Raw genomic sequence first — 21,346 nt, 5'->3', positions numbered from 1 at the left:
GATCAGCCGCTGTTTCAGCCCAAGTGAGAGTGAGTCTGTCATGTATGAGAAGAATGGCGAGAAGTTCTTCATCGTCGATGCGCACGTGCACCTGTGGGACGCACGCCCGGAGAATCAGAAGAATATTCACGGCAAGCAGTTCATCGACTGCTTCTACGACTATCACCGGAATCTGAGTCCGGAGTCGGAGAAGTGGGACTACGAGGACTACTTGTATTACGGCGGCGAACGCCTGATGAAGGATCTCTTCACCGACGGTTACGTCGACCACGCCATCTTCCAGACGACTCTGTTGCGCGACTTCTACAACACCAACTTCTCCCAGTTCCGGGAGACGCAGGACCTCGTCGAGGCCAACCCGGACAAGCTCACTCACAACTACGCGTACGACCCGCGCGACGGCCAGGACGGCATCGTCGAGATGCGCAGGGCCCACGAGAAGTACGGGTTCACCGGCGTCAAGCTGTACACCGCCGAATGGCACGGCGAATCGCGCGGCTACAAGCTCGACGACATGTGGTCGCGCAAATACCTGGACGAGTGCGTCGAGCTCGGCATCAAGAACGTCCACGTCCACAAGGGCCCGACGATCCGTCCGCTCGACAAGGACGCGTTCGACGTCGGCGACATCGACAAGGTCGCGACGGACTACCTGGACTTGAACTTCGTCGTCGAGCACATCGGCCTGCCGAGGCTCGAGGACTTCTGCTGGATCGCCACTCAGGAGACGAACGTCTACGGCGGCATGGCCGTCGCGATGCCGTTCATCCACACCCGCCCCCGCTACTTCGCGCAGATGATGGGCGAGCTCATGTACTGGATCGGCGAGGACAAGATCATCTTCTCCAGCGACTACGCGCTGTGGACGCCGCGGTGGCTGATCGAGCGGTTCGTCGACTTCCAGATCCCAGAGGACATGACCGAGTACGAGCCGCTCACCATGGATCAGAAGCGCAAGGTGCTCGGCTTGAACGCCGCGAACCTGTACCCGCACATCGAGGTCCCCGAGGAGCTCAAGGTCAAGGATCCGAGCGACAGCGTTCCGGTCGGTTCGAGTCCTGCGGCCGGCGAGAGCCCGGTAGTGGGCGCGGGAGTGTAGGGGTCGACGATGACGACCCTTCATGAACGGCCGACCCGAATCGACTGCCTCGAGGCGCAGGTCATGGCGGCGCTGGACACCGTCCTCGATCCCGAACTCGACGAGCCGATCACCGACTTGTACTTCGTGCGGTCCATCGCGATCGACGACGCGGGCATCGAAGTGCATCTGCGACTGCCCACGTCGTTCTGTTCGCCGAACTTCGCGTACCTGATGGCGTCGGACTCGCTCGATGCGCTCGAGGCGATCGACGACATCGGCGTGGTCCGGGTGATGCTCGACGATCACCACGACAGCGACAAGATCAACGCGGGACTCGCTGCGCACGCAGGCTATCGCGGCACGTTCGGCGACGAAGCGGACGAGAGCCTCGACGAATTGCGTCTGACGTTCATGCGCAAAGCCCACACGGCAGCCATGGAACGCAGTCTCACCGCCCTCATCCGGGACGGGGTCGAGACCAGCCAGACCGTCGGCCGAGTGCTTCTCCGTGACCTGCCCGACGGCCAGTACAAGTCGGCGCTGCTGCGCAGACGCGTCTCAATCGGCCTGTCGGCGTGCCCGAACAGCCGCGTGCTCGTCGACGATCACGGCCACCCGATCCCCGACGACGAGGTTCCGGTGAAGCTGCGGTTCGCGCGGTCGGTGCGGATCTCGATCGAAGGCAACGGGCACTGGTGCCGCGGCGTCCTCGCCACCCGGTACTCCGACGACGACTGCGACGGGACGTCCGGCCCGCTCGTCACCAACACCCGCCACACCGCACAGGAGCAGTCATGAGAGCAGTTCGTGTCGTCGGCTACCACCAGCCGATGGAGATGTCGGACATTCCCAAACCGGAGATCGACGGCCCGTTGGACGTGATCGTGCGGATCGGTGGGGCCGGTGTGTGCCGCACCGACCTGCACGTGCTCGAAGGGCAGTGGGAGGCGAAGTCGAACGTCACGCTCCCCTATACGATCGGCCACGAGAATGCAGGCTGGGTCGACGCCGTCGGCTCGGCTGTCACCAACGTCGCCGTCGGCGACAAGGTGATCCTGCATCCGCTGATCACGTGCGGACTGTGCCGCGCCTGCCGTGCCGGCGACGACGTCCACTGTGAGAACAACCAGTTCCCGGGCATCGACACCGACGGCGGCTACGCCGAGTACCTGAAGACCACGGCTCGCAGCGTCGTCAAGCTCGACGACTCGCTGGAACCCGCCGACGTGGCCGCGCTGGCCGACGCGGGCCTGACGGCCTATCACGCTGCGGCGAAGGTCGCTCGTGACACTAGGCCCGGCGAGACGTGCGTGGTGATCGGCGCTGGCGGCCTCGGACACATCGGCATCCAGGTGTTGAACGCGATCTGCGGCGTCACGATCGTCGTCGTCGACCGCAACCCGGACGCCGTGCAGCTCGCGCTGGACGTCGGAGCCCATCACGGCATCGTCGCCGACGGCTCACATGTCGAGAAGATCCTCGAGATGACCGGCGGGCACGGAGCCGAAGCCGTGCTCGACTTCGTCGGCGAAGGCGGCGCGACGAAGGAGGGCGTGGCGATGCTGCGCCAGGCGGGCAACTACTACGTGGTCGGGTACGGCGAGAACATCGACATCCCGACCATCGACGTCATCTCCACGGAGATCAACTTCATCGGCAACCTCGTCGGATCGTACAACGACCTCGGCGAACTGATGACGCTCGCCGCGCAGGGCAAGGTGTCGCTGCACACCAGCACGTATCCCCTCGACGACTTCGCCACCGCGCTCGCCGATCTCGACGCGGGCAAGGTGCGAGGACGCGCCATCCTCATCCCCTGATCCGCACGATCTCGTCTTTGCCCTAATTCCTGTCTATTGAAAGGCCCATCGATCATGGCTAAAGAACTGCGGTACAACTCCGACGCACGCGTCCTCCTCGAGCGCGGAGTCGATGCACTCGCCGACGCAGTCAAGGTGACGCTCGGACCGAAGGGACGCAACGCCGTCCTGGAGAAGCTCACCGGTCCGCCCACCATCACCAACGACGGCGTCACCATCGCTCGCGAGATCCAGTTGCGCGAGCCGTTCGCCAATATGGGCGCCCAGTTGGTGAAGGAGGTGGCGATGAAGACGAACGGTGTCGTCGGCGACGGCACCACGACGGCCACTGTTCTCGCGCAGGCGATGGTTCGGGAAGGCATGCGTGCCGTCGAGTCCGGAACCAACCCGATGCGGGTCCGGCGCGGCATCGAGCGCGCCGTCGAACTGGTCCTCGAGTCGTTGTCGAGCCAGTCGGTGGAGATCAGTGAGCGCGACGACCTGTTGCGGGTCGCCTCGCTGGCCGCCAGCGACGACGACGTGATCGGTGCAGCCATCGCCGACGCCGTCGTCTACGCCGGCGATTCCGGCGTCATCACCACCGAGGAAGGCGACACACCGGGACTCACCGTGGAGGTCGTGGACGGCATCGAGTTCGACCACGGCTACATCTCGGGCTACATGATCACCGACCAGGAGCGCATGGAAGCGGTCCTCGACGATCCGGTGATCCTGTTGACTAACAAGAAGATCACGTCGGTGCAGGACATCATGCCGTCGGTCGAGTCGGCTAAGCGCGCCGACCGCCCACTGCTCGTGCTGGCCGAAGACGTGGACGGCCCGGCGCTCCAGTTCCTCGTCGGCGGCAACATGCACAATCACATGCGTTCAGTGGTCGTCCGGGCACCCGGTTTCGGTCACCGGCGCGTCGCCGAACTCGAAGATCTCGCCGTCGCACTGGGCGGGCACGTCATCGCCAAGGACACCGGTCTCGAACTGTCGGAGGTCACCGGCGAGCACCTCGGTCGTTGCAGCCGCGTCACCGTGACCGAGGGGTCGACGACGATCGTCGGCGCGACCGGCGAGCAGTCGCTGATCGACGCGCGCGTCGCACAACTGCGGGCACAGCGCGAGCGGGCCCGCATCGACGCCGACCGGGACAGTTTGGAACTGCGGATCGCGCGCCTGACCGGCCGCGTCGCGGTGATCCGGGTCGGCGGCTACACGAGCGTCGAACTCAAGGAGCGCATGCTCCGCGTCGAGGACGCACTCGCCGCGACCGAGGCAGCCGTCGCCTCCGGCGTCGTCGCAGGCGGCGGCACCGCTCTGGCGCAGTCGCATCGCGTGCTCGACTCGCTCACCCTCGACGCCGACGAGGGCGTCGGCGTCGCCGTGGTCCGGGCAGCCCTCCCCGAGCCGCTGCGCTGGATCGCGTTGAACGCAGGCTACGACGGGGACGCCGTGATCGACGTCGTGGCCGAACTGCCGTCCGGCCACGGGTTCAACGCGCTGACCGGTAGTTATGCGGACATGTTCGAGGACGGGATCATGGATCCGACGAACGTCACTCGGGCGGCGCTCGAGAGCGCGGCGTCGATCGCGGCCCTCCTCCTCACCACCGAGACCGCCGTGGTCGAAGAGGTCATGGGCCATCCCGGCGCCATCGAAGCTCCCGGTTTCGGGGACCTCGCCGAAGGTATGGTTCGACCGTCGAACATTTACTGAGCAGTCGAACATCTACTGGGCAGTCGAACATCTATTGAGCAAGGGAGCAGACGATGATCTTCATCGTGGTCAGATTCAAGGTGGCCGACGAGCACGTCGACGGCTGGCTGGACCGCACACGTGAGTTCACGCAGGCGACACGGAACGAGCCGGGCAACCTCTGGTTCGACTGGTTCCGCAGCGCCGACGACCCGTCGGAGTTCGCTCTGATCGAGGCCTTCGCCGACGGCGACGCCGGTGGGGCCCACGTCAACTCTCAGCACTTCAAGGACGGCCTCGACGCCATGCGGCCGGCCCTGAAGGAGACGCCGCGCATCATCAGTCGCGAGATCGACGGCTCCGACTGGTCCGAGATGGGCGAGCTCAAGATCTGAGGTCGCCGCAGCCGGTTGAGCGAGCGAATTCGGTAGCCGGTTGAGCGAGCGAAGCGAGTCGAAACCCGCATAGCGGACGGCTCGCTCCGCTCGCTCAACTTGCATCTGCAAGTAGTCTCATATTGAGACGCATCACAGTGAGCCAGGTCATAGTCTAGAGGCGGGAGGCCCCAGCCCGGCAGCCTGGAAGAGAGAAGTATGCCTCAACACGATCTGATCGCAGTACGTCACCGTTTCCTCACCGACGCGACTGGGACCGATGGTGTCCGGGAGTCGATATCGAACTCGTGGCGCCGGTCGATGGCGATGGACATCAGCGCTGATCCGATCGATCTTCAGTTCGTCCGTGAGCCCGAACTCGACAGCCCGCTCGTGGAAGCCGCGCGGCCCATCATGCAGCGGCTGGCCGACGGACTGGAGTCCGAGCCGGTCAGCGCGATCCTGACCTCCGACGACGGCGTGGTGCTCAGCAGAGCGGGTGCGATCGGCCGATTGGGACGCGATCTCGACACCGTCCGTCTTGCGCCGGGGTTCAGTTACGCCGAGAACTCCGTCGGCACCAACGGCATCGGCACGACGTTGGAGACGCGCAAGCCCACTCTCGTCGTGGGTGCCGAGCACTACCGGGAGTCGCTCGTCGGCCTGGCCTGCGCGGGCGTTCCGGTGGTCGACCCGATGTCCGGTCGGATGCTCGGCGTCATCGACCTCACCGGGCGGATCGAGCACGGCGGCGCATTGATGATGACGCTGGCGCTGTCGGCGGCGAAACAGATCGAAGACCGTCTCCTCGAGATGTCGGGAAGTATCGCGTCGTCGTTGCTGCACGCCTACAACATCGCGTGCCGGCGCCATGCGGGCACGATGGTCCTGGCCGTCAGCGACGATCTGGTCCTGATGAATCAGCGGCTGCGCCGCACCGTCGAGTCGTCCGATCAGGCCGCGATGCTCGAGCACGCCGTCGACTGCGCGACGACCGGGAAACGCTCTGCGGCAGAAGAACTGCCGAGCGGGCTCACGGTCCGCATCACCCGCGTCGACACCGTCGAGTCCCTCGCTTCGGCTGCCTTGTTCACGGTGCACATCGTCGACTCCGCCGCCTTGACACCGAGTTCGCGTCGACTGCCCGCATCACTGCCGGGGCTCGTCGGCCACGGTTCCGTCTGGCGGCAGGCGTGCACTGATCTGCTCCGCGCGTTGGAGACCTCGCAGTGGGCCGTGGCGTCGGGCGAGAAGGGCACGGGCCGATGTTCGGCGCTCAAGGCTGCCGCCGAGACGTATCGGCCCGGGCATGTCCGAGTGTTCGGGCCTGAGTCACTCGCCGGCGCCGGACTCGCCGAGTTGGCCGACGAGCTCGATCACGACGGCTTCAACATCATCCTCCGCGACATCGACACTCTCGACTCGGCGACCGTCGAACAGATCGCCGATCTCGTCTCGGGCTGTGTGGACCACGGCTGGCTCGGGATGACAGCCGACCTGGGCGACGGCGACACGACACTCGACACGGTTCTCCTACCGATCTTCGTTCGTACCGTCACGATCCCCGCGCTGCGATATCGCATCGAGGACCTACAGGACCTGGTGCCGCTGCTGCTGCGACGGATCACGCGCGGCGACGATCTGCGAATGTCCCCCGCTGCGATGCGACAGCTCGCGAAGTACGGGTGGCCGGGCAACGTCGCCGAACTCCGCAACACCTTGTTGACGGTGGTCCGCAAGCAGCGCACCGGCGTCGTCGACATCGATCAGCTTCCGCCGGTCTGCCGTACCTTCGGCCGCCACACCCTCTCCCAGATCGAGGCTCTGGAGCGCGACGCCATCGTCCGCGCCCTCACCGAGAACGACTACAACAAGCGCGCCGCAGCCGAGTCCCTCGGCCTGAGCCGAGCGACCATCTACCGCAAGATCAAGCAGTTCAGCATCGCCACCTGACGCGGCCCGCTGCAGGTCGATCCCTAATTTCGTCGAGACCTCACGCTGGTCGAGCGGAGTCGAGACCCTCTAACCCTCCCAAAGGTGTCACCCACTGACACCAACGAGAGGGTTAGAGGCGTGGGGTCCTACTTCGAGGCGCCGGCCAGCGCGGCGAGGACGTCGACGCTGGCGTCCCAGCCCATGCACTTGTCGGTGACGGACTTGCCGTAGACGAGGGCGGCGCGACCCTCAGCGTCGTCGGGGACAGCCTGATTGCCGGGCTCGATGAAGCTCTCCAGCATGACGCCGGACAGTACGACGGGCTCGCCTGCGGCCCGACGGGCGGCGAACGCCTGGGCAATCTCGACGGCGACGACGGCCTGCCGCTCGTGGTCCTTGCCGGAGTTGGCGTGCGAGCAGTCGACCATCACCTTCGGCGACTGGCCTGCCTTCGTCAACGCGTCGGCGGCCGACAGGACCGACGCAGCATCGTAGTTCGGTCCGTGGGTGCCGCCGCGCAGGATGATGTGGCAGTCCTCGTTGCCGGACGTCTGGACGACGGAGCCGCGACCCTGATCGTCGACGCCGAAGAACACGTGCGGTGCGGCGGCGGCCTGCGCGCCGTCGATCGCGACCTGCACGTTGCCGTCGGTCCCGTTCTTGAATCCGATTGGCATCGACAGTCCGGACGCGAGCTGCCGGTGCACCTGCGACTCGGTGGTGCGTGCACCGATCGCGCCCCACGCGACGGTGTCGGCGATGTACTGCGGGCTGGTCGGCTCGAGGAACTCGCAGCCGACGGGCAGGCCGAGGTCGATCACGTCGAGCAGGAGCCGGCGAGCGGTGCGCAGTCCGCGCTCCACGTCGTACGTCTCGTCCATGCCCGGGTCGTTGATGAGGCCCTTCCAGCCGACCGTCGTCCGCGGCTTCTCGAAGTACACGCGCATCACGATCTTCAGCGAGTCCGCGTATTCGACTGCCAGTGGCGCGAGGCGACGCGCGTAGTCGAGGGCGGCGTCCGGGTCGTGAACCGAGCACGGTCCGACGACGACGATCAGACGGTCGTCGCGGCCGGCGAGGATCGCGGCGATCTCGTCACGATCGCGGGCGACGATCTCGGCGCGGCGGTCGGTCAGCGGAAGCTCGGTGCGCATCGCCTCCGGCGACGGGATCGGCGAGAACGCCGTCACCCGCCGATCGGAGGTGGCGGTACTCGATGCTGGTGAGGTCGTGGTGGTCACGTTCTCTGGCCTTTCGGTGCGTTGTCGCGGGGGGCAAGTGGTCCGGCGCCGCCTCCGAGAGAACGCTCCTGCTGGCGCAGATCATCCCGGAAACGACAGAAGCAGCGACCGAATCGGTCACTGCTTCAGGCTCCGGGATCTTCGACGCGCGTATTACCGCTTCATCGCAGGCTCACCCGGAGCCTGGATAAAGAAACGCCAATACGAAGTCTTCGACACGTCGTCGACGGTAGCACCGGGCCGACGACGTGTCGAACGCGGCCGCTACTGCTGCTGCCCCAACTGCTGTTGGATCTGCGCGTTGATCTGTTGCAGACCGGTCGACGACACACCGGGCAGCTGACCTGTGATGTTCCGGACGACGGCATTGTCGTCGATGACCTTCTCGCTGGACTGGACCAGCACGGTGCCTTCGCCGGTGAAGTCGAACTGTCGCTCCTCACCGGACTTCACGCCGATGCGGCTCGCAGTCGCAGCGAGGAAGTCGGTGACCCACGCCTGGTCGTAGTGGTGGCTCGGCGACGGGCAGTCGGCCCAGCCGACCATCGCTTCGGGATCGACACGCACGGGCGGTTCGACGAACATGACCGGGCCGTTGGACGAGGCGAGGAACCGCCCCGTTCCGACGAGCGTCAGAAAGCCCGGGACGATCGACTGGTTCAACGTCAGGTTCGGCTCGAATGCGAGGAGGTTCGACGCCCGGATGGTGAGGTTGCCGTTGTCTTCGAGGTTGTACGAGTTGATCTCGTAACCGCGGTCGCCGATGACGAGTCGGCCGCTCCCCTCGGCGACGACGTAGTCGCCGAGATACAGAGGCGCGGAGAACTGCTGCGAGACCATCTGCAGCAGCGAGCCCTGCAGTCCGTGGCGCAGTGAGGTGAAGGAGATCTGCCCGTAGTAGGCGATCATCGCGCCCTTCGCGAGGAACCACGGGTGGGTGAGATCGATGGTGTACGCGTAATGGTTGTCGCCGACGTTGTCGTCGGCGGGCAACGTGTTCGGGTTCCATACCGTGTCGTAGTCACTCACAGCCGCTGCTCCGATGCTTGGACGTAGACCGCGCCGTGGCCTGCGCAGTCGAGTTGGAGTGCTTCGCCGCCGGTACGACCCATGTTGCGGAGGCTGACCGTCGACCGCAGCGTCGTCTCGACGTTTCCGATGGACGCCGCGAACGCCTGCGGGTCGACGGTGATGGGTCGGTCGGGCGTCACCTCGAGCCGGATGAATCCGCCGTGGCCGAGGATGACGGCGGCGCCGACCCCGGCCAGTCGCGTCGTGAACATGCCTTGCCCGGTGGCGACGCTGCCGGCTGCCGACCGCAGCGCCCCGCGGAGTCCGCCTCCGCCGCCTGCCTGCGCCGTCGTCGACATGACCGACGACTGCAGTCCTTGAGTGTGCGCGAGGAGCCGAGACGCTTCGACCCGGAGTTCGCCGCCCTGCGAGAGATTGACGATCTCCACGTCCAGACCGCGGTAGCCGTAATGGACGGTGCCGTTGCCCTGCGCGATCATCGTCGACTCGTACTCGCCCTGCATCATCCGTCCGGCCATCGACGCCATGCCGCTCATGCCGCCGCCGACGCCCGGCGTCTGGTGCGGTTGGAACCACACCTGCCCCGTGTAGAAGAGCATCGCGCCGCGTCGTGCGACGATCGGGCCCGACGCCACCAGATCGATCGACACGACCTTGCTGTTGACCTTCGTGAACATCGTTGTCCCCTACCGTTCCGCCGGTTGAATCGAGACGACGCCCGCACCGTCCCACCGGAGCGAGAAGGCTTCTCCGCTCCCCTGCCCGACCGCTGACCGCCAGGAGACGTCGGTGACGAAGGTCTGCGAGAGTCCTCCGCGTGCGCAGACGAAGGCGTCCGGATCGACGACCAGCGGGTATTGGGGCGACACTTCGAGGTGGACGAGCGGTCCGCCGTTCGACAGCAGCGCGACCTGCCCACTGCCGGTGACGGTCGTGGTGAACAGCCCCTGCCCGGAGACGCCGCCGCGCACTCCCGCGAACGTCACGTTGGTCTGCAAATCGCCTGCGAGCGCGAGCAACTGTTCGGACTCGACCTGCAGGGTGTCGGCCCTCAGGTCGATCACGGTGACGTTCGCTGCGTCCTGCGCGAGGTAGACGACGCCGGTGCCCGCGCACTCCATGAGCGAGAGGCCTTCGCCGGTCGCGCGCCGCTTCACTCCGGCGACGACGCCGTCGCCGCCGCCGAACCCGGCCGATTTGAAGGACACCTGCCCTTCGTAGGCGATCATCGATCCACTCAGGGCCCGGATCGCACTGTTGTTCAAACGCGCTTCGACGACGCGTTTCGTCTTCGAGACGAGTTGCATTGACCTGTCCTTCGATGCGGTGACCAGGGACTACGAGCGTAACCCGACTAGGCCGTCGGCGTCGGTCGGTCGCTCGACGAGCGCTAGGCCGTCGCGCGTCCCGCGGCTCGCCCGGCGACGCGACCGGAGAACAGGCAGCCGCCGAGGAACGTACCTTCGAGCGCGTTGTATCCGTGGAGGCCGCCGCCGCCGAACCCCGAGGCCTCTCCGGCCGCGTACAACCCTGGCACCACCCGGCCGCCCGCGTTCATCACCTGGCCCGCGAGGTTGGTCTGGAGTCCGCCGAGCGTCTTGCGCGTCAGGATGTTCATCCGGATCGCGATCAGCGGGCCGGCCGCCGGATCGAGGATCCGATGCGGTTCGACGGTTCGTACGATGTTGTCGCCCAAGAAGTTCCGCGAGTTGTGAATCCCCATGACCTGAGCGTCCTTGGTGTAGGGGTTGCCGACCTGACGGTCGCGTTCGACGATCTGCTTGCGCAGGCGTCCCGCATCGATCAGATCGTCGTGCGCGAGTCGGTTCATCTTCCGGGCTAGTTCGTCCACACTGCGCGCCTGCACGAAGTCGACGCCCTTGTCCAAGAACTTCTGGACCGGCGCGGGCACGTCGTCGAGCGCACGGTTGGCGAGGTACGCCGCGAGATCCTTGCGGGTGAGCTCCGGGTTCTGCTCGGATCCCGACAGGACGAACTCTTTGGCGACGATGCGCTTGTTGAGGACGAACCACGAGTAGTCGTAGCCGGTCTTGGTGATCATCTCGAGCGTCTTGATGGTGTCGTAGCTGGGGAAGGCCGGACTGTCGAAGCGGTTGCCCTCGGCGTCGAACCACATCGACGACGGCGCCGCGAGCACGCGAATGCCGTGGTCGGGCCATACGGAACTGTGGTTCTTGATGCCCTCGGTGTAGTGCCACATCCGGTCGCGGTTCACCAGTCGCGCGCCCGCCGTCTCGGCGATCGCGAGCATCCGACCGTCGACGTGGGCGGGTACCCCGGTGACGAGGGTCTTGGGCGGGGAGCCGAGGCGGTCCGGCCAGTTGGCGCGGACCAGTTCGTGGTTGGCTCCGATGCCGCCCGACGCGACGATCGTGATCGGCGCGTGGAGTTCGAAGTCGCCGACCCTCCGGCGCGACGTCGCGACTCCGCGGGGCCGGTTCGACGGAACGAGGCGGGTGCCGCGGACTCCGGTGATCCGGCCGTCGGAGACGATCAATTCGTCGACGCAGTGCCGGAACTTGAAAGTGATGCGGCGTCGACGCTCGGCGTCGAGGGCGGCGTTCCGGAACGGCTCAACAACGCCGGGCCCGGTGCCGAGCGTCATGTGGAACCGCGGGACCGAGTTGCCGTGGCTACTGGCAGACGTGCCGCCGCGCTCAGCCCATCCGACCACCGGAACCCAGTGCACGCCTTTGCGTTCGAGCCAGCTCCGCTTCTCGCCCGCGGCGAAGTCCAGGTACTCCTCGGCCCACTGCCGCGCCCAGTAGTCTTCGCCGAGCCGGTCGTGCGTTCCGCGGTCGAAGCCTGCGCTCGCGAACCAGTCCTGCCTGGCGAGTTCCACCGAGTCGCGGATGTTCCACATCCGTTGCTCCGGTGAGTTCACGAAGAACAGTCCGCCGAGCGACCAGTGCGCCTGACCCCCGAGATTCTGCCGCGACTCCTGGTCGACGACGATCACCTTGCGTCCCGCGGCGGCGAGTTCCGTGGCGGCGACGAGCCCGGCCAAGCCGTGGCCCACGACGATGACGTCAGCGTCCTGGCGGGGCGCGGCGCCCGCGGAGCCTGCGAACGACCCGGCGGCCAGCCCTGCGGCGGCGAGGCCTCCACCGATGAGGACGTCTCGTCTCGGGAGACCGCCCGGTCCGGCGATCGGGTTCTGGTCGTCGGGCACGGTGAGCTCTCCTACTGTGCGGGCGTCGTGAATACGAGGTTCACGGTGTCGTCCGACACACTAGCTCAGAAGTCGATCAGTCGATCAACTGGTTGCCGAATCCGTTCACACCCGAGCGGCGTCGACCGTCGTGACCGGCAGGTCGCAGACCCGGCCGCGGCACACATAGGCCGCGTCCCGGAGGCGGCCGCCGGTCGGGACCGGACCGCGGTCGGTCAGGAGCGGCCCCGAGTCCTGGTCCCCGGCGATCACCAGGACGCCGCCCGGCACGCGTTGTCGCAACTGAGCTGCCATGTCGCCGTCGCTGTCGGGGGCCTGCGCAACCGCGACCTGGACGGGTCCGGCCACGTACGCCTGCGCCACGGTGAGCCAGTGCCCTGCCGATCGAGGAGCCTTCGCGAGGATGATCCCGGCCCGGGCGAGAGTCGCATCGGCGAGGTCGGCGTACCGCTGCTGCGCGTCGACGTCGGCCACCGCGGTCGACGCGACGAGTGCTTCGGCGATGAGCGACGCTCCGGCCGGGGTCGCGCCGTCCACCGGGTCGCGGGGCCGCAGGAGGAGACCGCCCGGGTATGCGTCGAACCACGCACCGGTCTCCTCGGTGTCGGCGAATACCTCGATCGCGCGGTCGAGGATGTCCAGCCCCGCTGTGCGCCAGCGCTGTTCGCCGGTCACCGAATGCAAGGTGATGAGCGCGGTCGTCAGTGCCGCGTAGTCCTCCAGCGCACCGAGCGGGGTGCCGACGACGCCGTCGAGCGAGGACCGGTGCAGGTCGCCGTCGACGAGGTGGACGTCGAGGAGACCCGTCGCGATCTCGCGGGCCCGGTCGGTCCATTCGGGGCGGTCGAGGGTCGCACCGGCCTCGGCGAGCGCGGTGATCGCGAACCCGTTCCATCCGGTCACGACCTTGTCGTCGCGGTCGGGTTGCGGCCGCTGTGCGCGGGCCGCCGACAGTCGGGCACGCACCGATTCGTACCGTGCGGCGTCGTCGGGGTCGCGTGGTAGCTGGAGTGTCGACGAGCCCTGCTCGAATGTCCCGGCGTCGGTGACGGCGAACAGTTCGGCCGCCCACCCGGCGTCGTCGCCGAGGATCTCGACGAGCTCGTCCGGCCGCCACACGTATGTCAGTCCTTCGACGCCCTCAGTGTCGGCGTCCAACGACGACGCGTAGCCGCGTCCTGTCCACAGATAGTCGTCGAGGAAGGCGACGGTCTCGGCGGTCACCCGGAGCGACAGCGCGTCGCCGGCCAGCCGGGCGTGGTGCGCGTAGGCGCGCAGCAGGAGTGCGTTGTCGTAGAGCATCTTCTCGAAGTGCGGGACCACCCACTGCTCGTCGACGGCGTAGCGCGCGAACCCGCCGGCGAGCTGGTCGTAGATGCCGCCCCGCGCCATCGCGTCGAGGGTGCGGGTCGCCGCGTCGAGCGCAGTGTCGTCGCTGGTGTATTCGGTGGACCGAAGCAGCCCTTCGAGGAGCGCCGACGGCGGGAACTTCGGCGCCCGCCCGAATCCGGCGTGCGCACGGTCCTCGTCGGCGAGGACGGCAGCCGTCGCGTCGGCGAGGAGTTGGACGTCCAGCTGCGGACCGTCCGGAAGGGTCTGCGCGGTGGCCCGCAGATGCTCGGTGATCTTGGAGCCGGCCACCTCGACCTCGTCGCGGCGCGTGGTCCACGTTCCGTAGACGGCGTCGAGCAGTTCGGCGAAGCCGGGCTGGCCGTTGCGCGAGCGCGGCGGAAAATAGGTGCCGCAGTAGAACGGATCACCGTCGGGGGTCAGGAAGCAGGTCATCGGCCAGCCGCCCTGCCCGGTCATCGCGACGGTCGCCGCCATGTAGATCGAATCGATGTCCGGGCGTTCTTCACGGTCCACCTTGACGCACACGAAGCCTGCGTTCATCTGGACCGCGAGATCGGGATCCTCGAACGTCTCGTGCGCCATCACATGACACCAGTGGCAGGCCGCGTACCCGACGGACAGCAGGATCGGCACATCGCGCTCACGTGCCTGCGCGAACGCCTCGTCGCCCCACTCCTGCCAGTCGACCGGATTGTCCGCGTGCTGGCGCAGGTACGGAGAATTGCTCTGCTGAAGACGATTCGCCATGGTCTCCAGCCTGCCATGTCTACTGAGTGGCGGGGTCTACTGAGTTACGGGGTCTACTGAGTGGGGGTCTACGAGGACGGAGTCCCGTCGTCGTGCGCCGTGCCCGGCACCTCTGGGTCGTCGGCCGGATCCGCACCGGACTCCACGTCAGGGGTGGCCGCTATGTCGTCGGCCGCCGACGGCTCAGTGCCCTCGTCGAACGCCTGATCGGCTTCGGGATGGTCGGTGTCGAAGCTCTCGGGCAGCTTCTTGAGCTGACGGTTCATCGACCTGATCAGCAGGAAGACGGCGATCAGCAGCACGATGATGATGAGCAGACCGAGCGGAGACGCCTTGCCGAACTCCGGCCCCTTCGGCTCCTGGTCGGCGGCCAAGACCACAGCTTCCGTGGCCCATGCGGCGATCGTCATGACTGCTCGATTCCGGAGAAGAGGTCGGTCTCCGGGATCGACGTCGTCACTCGCGTCTGCGCGAGCTCGAACTCCTCGGTCGGCCACAGCTCCTGCTGCCACGACAGCGGGACCGCGAAGAAGAAGCCATTCGGATCCACCTGGGTGGCGTGAGCTCGCAGTGCGTCGTCGCGCTGCGCGAAGTAGTCGCCGCACGTGACCTGCGTGGTGACCCGGGCCATCAAGTCACCCTGATCGGTCTTCCACTTGCTGAGCCAATCGGCGAACGGGTTCTCCCCGCCCTCCTTCTCGAACGCTTCGGAGAACCGCAGGATCCGGGCGCGGATGAAGCCGTGCGTGTAGTACAGCTTCAACGGCGTCCACGGCTCGCCCGCGTCCGGATACTGGTCCGCGTCGCCCGCAGCCTCGAACGCAGCGACCGACACCTCGTGGCACCGGATGTGGTCGGGGTGCGGGTAGCCGCCGTTCTCGTCGTAGGTGACGATCACGTGCGGTTTGAACGAACGGATCACTTCGACGAGCCTGCCGGTGGACTCTTCGAGTGGGACCAGCGCGAAGCAGTCGTCGGGCAGCGGCGGCAACGGATCCCCTTCGGGCAGACCGGAGTCCATGTATCCGAGCCAGTCGTGCTGGACCCCGAGCGCTGCCGCGGCCTTCGCCATCTCTTCGCGGCGGACCTCCGGCAGGTTCTCCAAGATTCCCGGGCGGTCCATCGCCGGGTTCAACACGTCGCCGCGTTCCCCGCCGGTGAGCGTCACCACCATGACGTCATGCCCCTCGGCGACGTATTTCGCCAAGGTCGCTGCGCCCTTGCTCGATTCATCGTCGGGATGTGCGTGCACGGCCATGAGACGCAGACCGTTCGCGTGTTCGCTCACGCTTCCTCACCTTCGCTCGCTGTTAGTACTCATGGTAGGTATTGACACGTGAGCAGTTCAGACGGGGGCGGCAACGACCGCGCTCCGCACAGTGGCCCCCGCGCCACATACCCGACCGAACGGACACCGTCCAACCGTCGACGCTGGTTCTACGCCGCATCTGTCGTCGTCGTACTCCTCGGCCTGGGCATCGCGATTCTCGGTTACAAGCAGTTCGCCGACCCCGAGGTCTCCGGCGACGCGACCGCGTTCGACATCGTGTCGTCGGACACAGTGTCGGTTCAGTACACGGTCAACCGCAGCAATCCGGACGACGCCGTCGTCTGCGTCGTGCGGGCCCGCGAGGAAGACGGATCCGAAGTGGGACGTCGCGAGGTGCTGATCCCGGCAGGCGGCGAGATCCAGGTCGGCGCGAAGACCGAGGTCCGCACATCCGCGCCTGCCGTGATCGGCGAAGTGTTCGGCTGCACCACCAACGTCCCGCCGTATCTGGAACCCGCAGCATGACGACGGCGGTCAATCGCGCCGTGTTCGCACGGGTGTCGAGCCCGTACTTCCCGATCCTGACCGCGATCTTCGTCGGCGTCATGCTGATCAGCAACATCGCTGCGACCAAGGCCGTCGTCCTGTTCGACTGGCTGCAGTTCGACCTCGGGCCACTCCACGTGAACGGCCTGGTCACCGACGGCGCCTTCTTCCTCTTCCCGCTCAGCTATGTGATCGGCGACGTGATCAGCGAGGTGTACGGGTTCCGCGCGATGCGGCGGACCGTCGGCGCCGGTTTCGTGGTGATCCTGCTGGCGTCGCTGTGCTTCTGGCTCGCGATCAAGCTTCCGCCTGCCGACTTCTACGGCAGCCAGTCGTCGTTCGAGACGGTCCTCGGGTCGGTTCCGCAGATCGTCGCAGCCGGCCTGTCCGGATACGTCGTCGGCGAGCTGTTGAACTCGTACGTGCTGGTCAAGATGAAGGAACGCGCAGGCGAGCGGCGCCTGTGGGTCCGACTGATCACGTCCACCGTGGTCGGCGAGTTCTTCGACACGCTGGTGTTCTGCTCGATCGCCGCCACCGCGATCGGCATTTCGACGTGGTCGGACTTCATCAACTACGTGGTGATCGGCTTCGTCTGGAAGACGTTGGTCGAGATTGTCGTCATGCCGGCGACGTACGCTATCGTTGCGTACCTGAAACGAGCCGAGCCGTCGTACCAGGAGGCCCTCGAAGCGGGGGCCGCCGGCGCGAGGCATGTGCCATAAAACACACGAACTGATAGACTGCACGTTGCACGACCTCGCGAGAGGTCGTGTTGCTGCATTTAGAGCAGTCCATTCGCGGACAGCAAAGGAGACCACAATGACTGATACTCGGGTGACCTGGTTGACGCCGGAGTCGTACGAGCGCCTGAAGGGTGAGCTGGATTCGCTTATCGCGAATCGACCAGTCATTGCCGCCGAGATCAATGAGCGTCGCGAAGAAGGCGACCTCAAGGAGAACGGTGGCTACCATGCGGCCCGTGAGGAGCAGGGACAGCAGGAGGCGCGTATCCGCCAGTTGCAGGACCTGTTGAACAACGCGAAGGTCGGAGAGGCCCCCGCCGAGTCGGGCGTCGCCCTCCCCGGATCCGTTGCCACCGTGTACTTCGACGGCGACGAGTCCGACAAGGAGACCTTCCTCATCGCGACGCGCGAAGAAGGCGCGTCGAGCGACCTGGAGATCTACTCGCCGAGCTCGCCGCTCGGCGCAGCGATCATCGATGCGAAGGTCGGCGAGAGCCGCGAGTACACCGTGCCCAGCGGCGCGACGATCAAGGTCACGCTCGTGAGCGCGGAGCCGTACCACTCCTGATCGAGAACTCTTGAGCGGCATCGGACCCATCGGGTCCGGTGCCGCTTCTCGCGTGTGAGGGCGTCAGTCCGTCCGACGTTCGAGCAGGTCGCGTAACGCTTCTTCCACGGCGGACAGTTCAGCGGGCGACGACTGCTCGAACGACGCGGTCGCCACCGATTCCCGGAGGTCGGGCAACAGATACGCGGGCGGGACGCCGAGGGCGCCCGCCAGCCGGTAGACCGTGGACAGCAACGGGTCTGCGACGTGAGGAGCGCGATTGCTCGTGCCGCGCTCGAGGTTCGAGATCTGGTTGCGATGCAGTCCGGAACGCTCGGCGAGCACCTCCTGAGAGTAGCCTCGCACCTTGCGGATCACGACGAGGCGATGACCGAACGAGTACGCGTACGTACCCCAGTCAAGGGCACCCCACCGTGTCTCGTCCACCCGCTCAACACTGCTCGATTCACAACGCATTGTCCGCACAACATGTTGTGAATCTTGTTGTTGCAGAACGTGATTCGATTATCGATCTCGGATCACTCGGACGTTCGCGCCGGGGCGGAGCCGCATATCCCCCGATGTCTGCGGCCCCACCCCGGCCGATCCCCCGCGCCAGTGAAGTCCCTCTACTCAGTTAGACGCACCAGCGGCCGGTTCGGTTCCACCCGATGTGCGTCGCCGTCGCCGATACACTCGCGGCATGGCCTACGATCTGGAATCCTTCGACGAGCCGTTCTACGACGCGGCATCCATGCGCTACGAGATCGATGTGACGGTGCCCGTCTCGCCGGAGGAGGCGTGGGCGGAGTTCACGAGGCAGAACACGCTCGATTGGTGTCGTGCTCTCACGTCGGTCGATTTCACGTCGGAGCTGCCGCACCATGTCGGCACCACGCGTTCGGTGGTCTTGGCTCCGGGGTTCATCAAGATGGACGAGGAGTTCTTCATCTGGGACGAGGACCCCGCGACGTCGACGTATCGCCACGGTTTCCGCGGCGTCCGCGTCAACATCCCCGGTCTGCGCAAGTTCGGCGAGTACACCGAGGTCTCCCCCGCCGAGCACGGCACCCGCCTGGTGTGGAAGTTCGCCATGGAGCTCGCGGGCGTCGGCCTGCCGCCCGCCCTCTCCGCCCCTATCGCCAACGCCGCGTTCGGCACCGTCCGGACGGACACCATCAAGCACTTCGCGACGTTCTAAGCCCTACCCCCGCTGGTCGAGCCCTACCCCCGCTGGTCGAGCGGAGCCGAGACCTCCGCTGGTCGAGCCCCATCCCCGCTGGTCGAGCGAAGTCGAGACCTCCTCTCCGCCGCTGGTCGAGCCCTACCTCCGCTGGTCGAGCGAAGTCGAGACCCCCGCTCGATCAGCAGGCGTAACGACCCTCGCCCCGACGTCGACGTAGTAGTCACAACAGTCCGGCCGAAGGGAAGCATCCATGCGTACCACCATCTGCCGAGGGCTCGCAGCCACAATCGCTACCGCAGCGCTGACCGCGGGGCTCATCGGCGTTGCGCCGACGGCCGCCGCGCAGCCCACGGTGTACGACCCAGTGGTCACCCCGTGCAGCCACAAGTTCCGAACGCCGATCGAGCTACCACGGAAGGGCACTGAGACGTATTGGAGCCCGTTCGGCACCTCGCGGATCGTCTGCTTCGACAACGGCACCGGTGTCGAGCGCTTCTACCAGCGCGACCCCTGGGGCAACTGGCACGCCATGAACCAACTGATGCCCGACCATTGGTTCTATTCCGTCTTCAACTCGAACGGCCTCTTCTAAAGCACGACCGTTTCGGCGAAGGGACCACTTCGGCGAAGGTCAGTTGTACTTGTAAAACCCTTCGCCTGCCGCGATGCCGAGCTTGCCCCGGTCCATGTAGTTGGTCTTCAACCAGGCCGCGAGTTCCTTTGCGTGGTCGTCGCCGTTGACGAGAATGTTGTACGGCGTGTTGAGTCCGATGATGTCGTAGATCTGGAACGGCCCGAGCGGCGAACCGGTGCCGATGCGCCACGTCTTGTCGACGTCGGCGGGTGCGGCGTAGTCGCCCGCAGCGAGGTCCAGGGCAGCGTTGAGGAACGGCACGAGGAGCGAGTTGAGAACGTAACCCGCCTTCTCCTTGTGAATCGGGATCGGGACCATGCCGATCTCGCCAGCGAACTCGACGATGGTGTCGAACACCTCGGACGACGTCTGGCTGGTGCCCATCACTTCGGCGGTGTTCGACGACCACACGCGGTTGGCGAAGTGCATCGCGAGAAAACGGTCGGGACGACCCGTGGAATCAGCGATGTCACTGGGCAGGAGGGTCGACGAGTTGGTGGCGAAGATCGTCTTGGCTGGAGCCACCTGCCCGAGCGTGGTGTAGATACTGCGCTTGAGGTCGAGGATCTCCGGGACCGCTTCGATGACGAGGTCGGCGTCGAGTGTCGCCTCCGTGAGGTCCGTGGAGTAGCTGAGCCGGTCGAGCGTCGCTTGCGCCTTACCGTCTGCTGCTCCGGCGACCTCGTTCTTGTAGGTCTCGACGAGGCCGGCGAACCGTTCCTTCGCGCCGCGGGGCGTGTCAGATGGTTTGTGTGAGCGGTGAGGTTCAACCCTGAAGGGAACCGCTGTAGTGACTATCAATGATGATGTGAGCGTGGATGATTCGCGTGCAGATCGACGACAGAAGCAGACCGAGATGGCCAGTGAGTTGGTGGCATCGGGTGCGTTGGATGAGGTGTTCGCTCGCATCGATGCCGGTGAACCGGTCGGCGGGCAGGACGGACTACTGAGCTCGCTCCTCAAAGCCACCCTCGAACGCGGCATGAACGCGGAGCTGACCGAGCATCTCGGGTACGAGGCCGGAGACCCCGAATCAGCATCGTTTCCAAACTCGCGCAACGGATTCAGCGCGAAGACGGTCGCTACCGAGGTCGGCGATGTGGATCTGGCCATCCCGCGCGATCGAGACGGGACGTTCACACCGATGCTCGTGCGCAAGGGCCAACGCCGCCTCGATGGTCTGGACGCGATGATCGTCTCGCTATACGCGGGCGGGATGACGGTCCGCGATATCGCCCACCACCTCGCGTCGACGATCGGCACCGAACTCTCGCACGAGACGATCTCGAAGGTGACCGAGGAAGTCGCTGACGAGGTCGCGACCTGGCAACACCGTGATCTCGACGCCCTGTATCCGGTGATGTACCTCGACGCGATCGTGGTCAAGATCCGCGATGGCGCACACGTGCGGAACAAGGCCGCCCACCTCGCCGTCGGCGTGGACATGGACGGGGTCAAACACGTTCTCGGGATTTGGATCCAACAGAGCGAAGGCGCGAAGTTCTGGGCGTCGGTGTGCGCGGAACTGCGTAACCGCGGCGTACAGGACGTGTTGATCGTGTGCTGCGACGGGCTGACCGGGTTCGCTGAAGCCGTCGAGGCCACGTGGCCGCACGCAACAGTCCAAACGTGCGTGGTGCATCTGATCCGGGCCTCGATGGGCGTTCGTCTCCTACAGCGACCGTAAAGCCGTGGTGCGCTTGCTCAAGCCGATCTATCAAGCGCCGACCGAGCACGCTGCCGCGGACGCGTTAGACGCGTTCGCGGACTCGGACATGGGCCGAAAGTACGTGTCGGCGGTTAAAACGTTCCGCGATGCGTGGGAACGGTTTGAATCGTCCCGGGTTTGATGGAGACAGGTTTTACCGGAAGGGACACTTGTTTCATGCCTCGCCCATCGAAGTACTCGAAGGAGTTGCGGGATCGTGCCACGCGGATGGCCATCGACGCCCGCAAGG

Annotated in this window: 21 protein-coding genes and 1 pseudogene; 12 read left to right on the top strand and 10 right to left on the bottom strand. The window is 66.0% G+C overall.

Features of this window, described 5'->3' with window-relative positions; genetic code table 11:
- The first annotated feature begins 40 nt into the window (after positions 1–40).
- From L5G32_RS08780 to L5G32_RS08755, 6 genes are all read left to right on the top strand, one after another.
- Positions 41–1,099, top strand: a complete 1,059-nt coding sequence (locus L5G32_RS08780; protein ID WP_237010659.1) for an amidohydrolase family protein — start codon at positions 41–43, stop codon at positions 1,097–1,099.
- Between the two features lie 9 nt (positions 1,100–1,108).
- Complete coding sequence (locus tag L5G32_RS08775) at positions 1,109–1,879, top strand: iron-sulfur cluster assembly protein (RefSeq protein WP_237010658.1); 771 nt, start codon at positions 1,109–1,111, stop codon at positions 1,877–1,879.
- Positions 1,876–2,901 carry an NAD(P)-dependent alcohol dehydrogenase gene (locus tag L5G32_RS08770; RefSeq protein ID WP_237010657.1) on the top strand — a complete coding sequence of 342 codons (1,026 nt, stop codon included), beginning with the start codon at positions 1,876–1,878 and terminating at the stop codon, positions 2,899–2,901. The genes L5G32_RS08775 and L5G32_RS08770 overlap by 4 nt, the downstream gene beginning before the upstream one ends.
- Positions 2,902–2,955: 54 nt before the next feature.
- Entirely contained in the window at positions 2,956–4,605 is a 1,650-nt protein-coding gene (gene groL, locus L5G32_RS08765) for a chaperonin GroEL (protein ID WP_237010656.1), read from the top strand.
- A gap of 53 nt (positions 4,606–4,658) precedes the next feature.
- Positions 4,659–4,979 (top strand): putative quinol monooxygenase, encoded by a 321-nt coding sequence (locus tag L5G32_RS08760; RefSeq protein WP_237010655.1) that lies wholly within the window; start codon positions 4,659–4,661, stop codon positions 4,977–4,979.
- A 198-nt stretch (positions 4,980–5,177) separates the two neighbouring features.
- The gene (locus L5G32_RS08755) at positions 5,178–6,911 is read left to right on the top strand and encodes a sigma-54-dependent Fis family transcriptional regulator (RefSeq protein ID WP_237010654.1); all 1,734 of its coding nucleotides are present in this window, start codon (positions 5,178–5,180) and stop codon (positions 6,909–6,911) included.
- 128 nt (positions 6,912–7,039) lie between these two features.
- Here L5G32_RS08755 and L5G32_RS08750 read toward each other — a convergent pair whose 3' ends face one another.
- The 8 genes from L5G32_RS08750 to mca form a co-directional block, all read right to left on the bottom strand.
- Positions 7,040–8,134 carry a 3-deoxy-7-phosphoheptulonate synthase gene (locus L5G32_RS08750; RefSeq protein ID WP_308192025.1) on the bottom strand — a complete coding sequence of 365 codons (1,095 nt, stop codon included), beginning with the start codon at positions 8,132–8,134 and terminating at the stop codon, positions 7,040–7,042.
- Positions 8,135–8,398: 264 nt separating this feature from the next.
- A complete protein-coding gene (locus L5G32_RS08745) occupies positions 8,399–9,163 on the bottom strand; it encodes an AIM24 family protein (protein ID WP_237010653.1) in 765 nt (254 codons plus the stop codon).
- On the bottom strand, positions 9,160–9,843 hold the full coding sequence (locus L5G32_RS08740; RefSeq protein WP_237010652.1) for an AIM24 family protein: 684 nt from the start codon (positions 9,841–9,843) through the stop codon (positions 9,160–9,162). Before L5G32_RS08740 ends, L5G32_RS08745 begins: the two co-directional genes overlap by 4 nt.
- A gap of 9 nt (positions 9,844–9,852) precedes the next feature.
- Positions 9,853–10,473 carry an AIM24 family protein gene (locus L5G32_RS08735; RefSeq protein ID WP_237010651.1) on the bottom strand — a complete coding sequence of 207 codons (621 nt, stop codon included), beginning with the start codon at positions 10,471–10,473 and terminating at the stop codon, positions 9,853–9,855.
- An 83-nt stretch (positions 10,474–10,556) separates the two neighbouring features.
- Entirely contained in the window at positions 10,557–12,359 is a 1,803-nt protein-coding gene (locus L5G32_RS08730) for an FAD-binding dehydrogenase (protein WP_237010650.1), read from the bottom strand.
- 105 nt (positions 12,360–12,464) lie between these two features.
- A complete protein-coding gene (locus tag L5G32_RS08725; protein ID WP_237010649.1) occupies positions 12,465–14,459 on the bottom strand; it encodes a thioredoxin domain-containing protein in 1,995 nt (664 codons plus the stop codon).
- Positions 14,460–14,527: 68 nt separating this feature from the next.
- Positions 14,528–14,869, bottom strand: a complete 342-nt coding sequence (locus L5G32_RS08720) for a hypothetical protein (protein WP_237010648.1) — start codon at positions 14,867–14,869, stop codon at positions 14,528–14,530.
- Positions 14,866–15,717 (bottom strand): mycothiol conjugate amidase Mca, encoded by an 852-nt coding sequence (gene mca, locus L5G32_RS08715; RefSeq protein ID WP_265738856.1) that lies wholly within the window; start codon positions 15,715–15,717, stop codon positions 14,866–14,868. Before mca ends, L5G32_RS08720 begins: the two co-directional genes overlap by 4 nt.
- Before the next feature lie 78 nt (positions 15,718–15,795).
- Here mca and L5G32_RS08710 point away from each other — a divergent pair, with 78 nt between their 5' ends.
- The 3 genes from L5G32_RS08710 (at position 15,796) to greA (ending at position 17,589) form a co-directional block, all read left to right on the top strand.
- Complete coding sequence (locus L5G32_RS08710; protein WP_237010646.1) at positions 15,796–16,254, top strand: DUF4307 domain-containing protein; 459 nt, start codon at positions 15,796–15,798, stop codon at positions 16,252–16,254.
- Positions 16,251–17,000 carry a queuosine precursor transporter gene (locus L5G32_RS08705; RefSeq protein WP_237010645.1) on the top strand — a complete coding sequence of 250 codons (750 nt, stop codon included), beginning with the start codon at positions 16,251–16,253 and terminating at the stop codon, positions 16,998–17,000. The genes L5G32_RS08710 and L5G32_RS08705 overlap by 4 nt, the downstream gene beginning before the upstream one ends.
- A gap of 97 nt (positions 17,001–17,097) precedes the next feature.
- Complete coding sequence (gene greA, locus L5G32_RS08700; protein ID WP_237010644.1) at positions 17,098–17,589, top strand: transcription elongation factor GreA; 492 nt, start codon at positions 17,098–17,100, stop codon at positions 17,587–17,589.
- Between the two features lie 63 nt (positions 17,590–17,652).
- Here greA and L5G32_RS08695 read toward each other — a convergent pair whose 3' ends face one another.
- Positions 17,653–18,015 carry a helix-turn-helix domain-containing protein gene (locus tag L5G32_RS08695; protein WP_237010643.1) on the bottom strand — a complete coding sequence of 121 codons (363 nt, stop codon included), beginning with the start codon at positions 18,013–18,015 and terminating at the stop codon, positions 17,653–17,655.
- Positions 18,016–18,271: 256 nt separating this feature from the next.
- Between L5G32_RS08695 and L5G32_RS08690 the strand changes: the two genes are divergently transcribed.
- Both L5G32_RS08690 and L5G32_RS08685 read left to right on the top strand, forming a co-directional pair.
- Positions 18,272–18,769, top strand: coding sequence for an SRPBCC family protein (locus L5G32_RS08690; protein ID WP_237010642.1), 498 nt, complete (start codon positions 18,272–18,274; stop codon positions 18,767–18,769).
- A 235-nt stretch (positions 18,770–19,004) separates the two neighbouring features.
- Positions 19,005–19,346: a hypothetical protein gene (locus L5G32_RS08685; protein WP_237010641.1), complete on the top strand. Its 342-nt coding sequence runs from the start codon at positions 19,005–19,007 to the stop codon at positions 19,344–19,346.
- Between the two features lie 39 nt (positions 19,347–19,385).
- On the opposite strand, the gene L5G32_RS08680 is transcribed toward L5G32_RS08685, so the two are convergent.
- Positions 19,386–20,189, bottom strand: a complete 804-nt coding sequence (locus tag L5G32_RS08680; protein ID WP_237010640.1) for a 3-hydroxyacyl-CoA dehydrogenase — start codon at positions 20,187–20,189, stop codon at positions 19,386–19,388.
- 55 nt (positions 20,190–20,244) lie between these two features.
- Here L5G32_RS08680 and L5G32_RS08675 point away from each other — a divergent pair.
- Positions 20,245–21,220 (top strand): annotated as a pseudogene (locus L5G32_RS08675) (IS256 family transposase); the annotation flags it as partial.
- Positions 21,221–21,346 lie beyond the last annotated feature (126 nt).

The organism is Gordonia zhenghanii, assembly GCF_021738965.1.
Taxonomy (GTDB): domain Bacteria; phylum Actinomycetota; class Actinomycetes; order Mycobacteriales; family Mycobacteriaceae; genus Gordonia; species Gordonia zhenghanii.
Note: the sequence above shows the minus strand (reverse complement) of the source record. Positions and strands in the feature narration are given on the sequence as shown.

Excerpts from the sequence above, each read along its gene's own strand:
- L5G32_RS08780 (WP_237010659.1), top strand. The coding sequence starts at position 41 with ATGTATGAGAAGAATGGCGAGAAGTTCTTCATCGTCGATGCGCACGTG.
- L5G32_RS08775 (WP_237010658.1), top strand. The coding sequence starts at position 1,109 with ATGACGACCCTTCATGAACGGCCGACCCGAATCGACTGCCTCGAGGCG.
- L5G32_RS08770 (WP_237010657.1), top strand. The coding sequence starts at position 1,876 with ATGAGAGCAGTTCGTGTCGTCGGCTACCACCAGCCGATGGAGATGTCG.
- groL (WP_237010656.1), top strand. The coding sequence starts at position 2,956 with ATGGCTAAAGAACTGCGGTACAACTCCGACGCACGCGTCCTCCTCGAG.
- L5G32_RS08760 (WP_237010655.1), top strand. The coding sequence starts at position 4,659 with ATGATCTTCATCGTGGTCAGATTCAAGGTGGCCGACGAGCACGTCGAC.
- L5G32_RS08755 (WP_237010654.1), top strand. The coding sequence starts at position 5,178 with ATGCCTCAACACGATCTGATCGCAGTACGTCACCGTTTCCTCACCGAC.
- L5G32_RS08740 (WP_237010652.1), bottom strand. The coding sequence starts at position 9,843 with ATGTTCACGAAGGTCAACAGCAAGGTCGTGTCGATCGATCTGGTGGCG.
- L5G32_RS08735 (WP_237010651.1), bottom strand. The coding sequence starts at position 10,473 with ATGCAACTCGTCTCGAAGACGAAACGCGTCGTCGAAGCGCGTTTGAAC.
- L5G32_RS08725 (WP_237010649.1), bottom strand. The coding sequence starts at position 14,459 with ATGGCGAATCGTCTTCAGCAGAGCAATTCTCCGTACCTGCGCCAGCAC.
- L5G32_RS08720 (WP_237010648.1), bottom strand. The coding sequence starts at position 14,869 with ATGACGATCGCCGCATGGGCCACGGAAGCTGTGGTCTTGGCCGCCGAC.
- mca (WP_265738856.1), bottom strand. The coding sequence starts at position 15,717 with ATGGCCGTGCACGCACATCCCGACGATGAATCGAGCAAGGGCGCAGCG.
- L5G32_RS08705 (WP_237010645.1), top strand. The coding sequence starts at position 16,251 with ATGACGACGGCGGTCAATCGCGCCGTGTTCGCACGGGTGTCGAGCCCG.
- greA (WP_237010644.1), top strand. The coding sequence starts at position 17,098 with ATGACTGATACTCGGGTGACCTGGTTGACGCCGGAGTCGTACGAGCGC.
- L5G32_RS08690 (WP_237010642.1), top strand. The coding sequence starts at position 18,272 with ATGGCCTACGATCTGGAATCCTTCGACGAGCCGTTCTACGACGCGGCA.
- L5G32_RS08685 (WP_237010641.1), top strand. The coding sequence starts at position 19,005 with ATGCGTACCACCATCTGCCGAGGGCTCGCAGCCACAATCGCTACCGCA.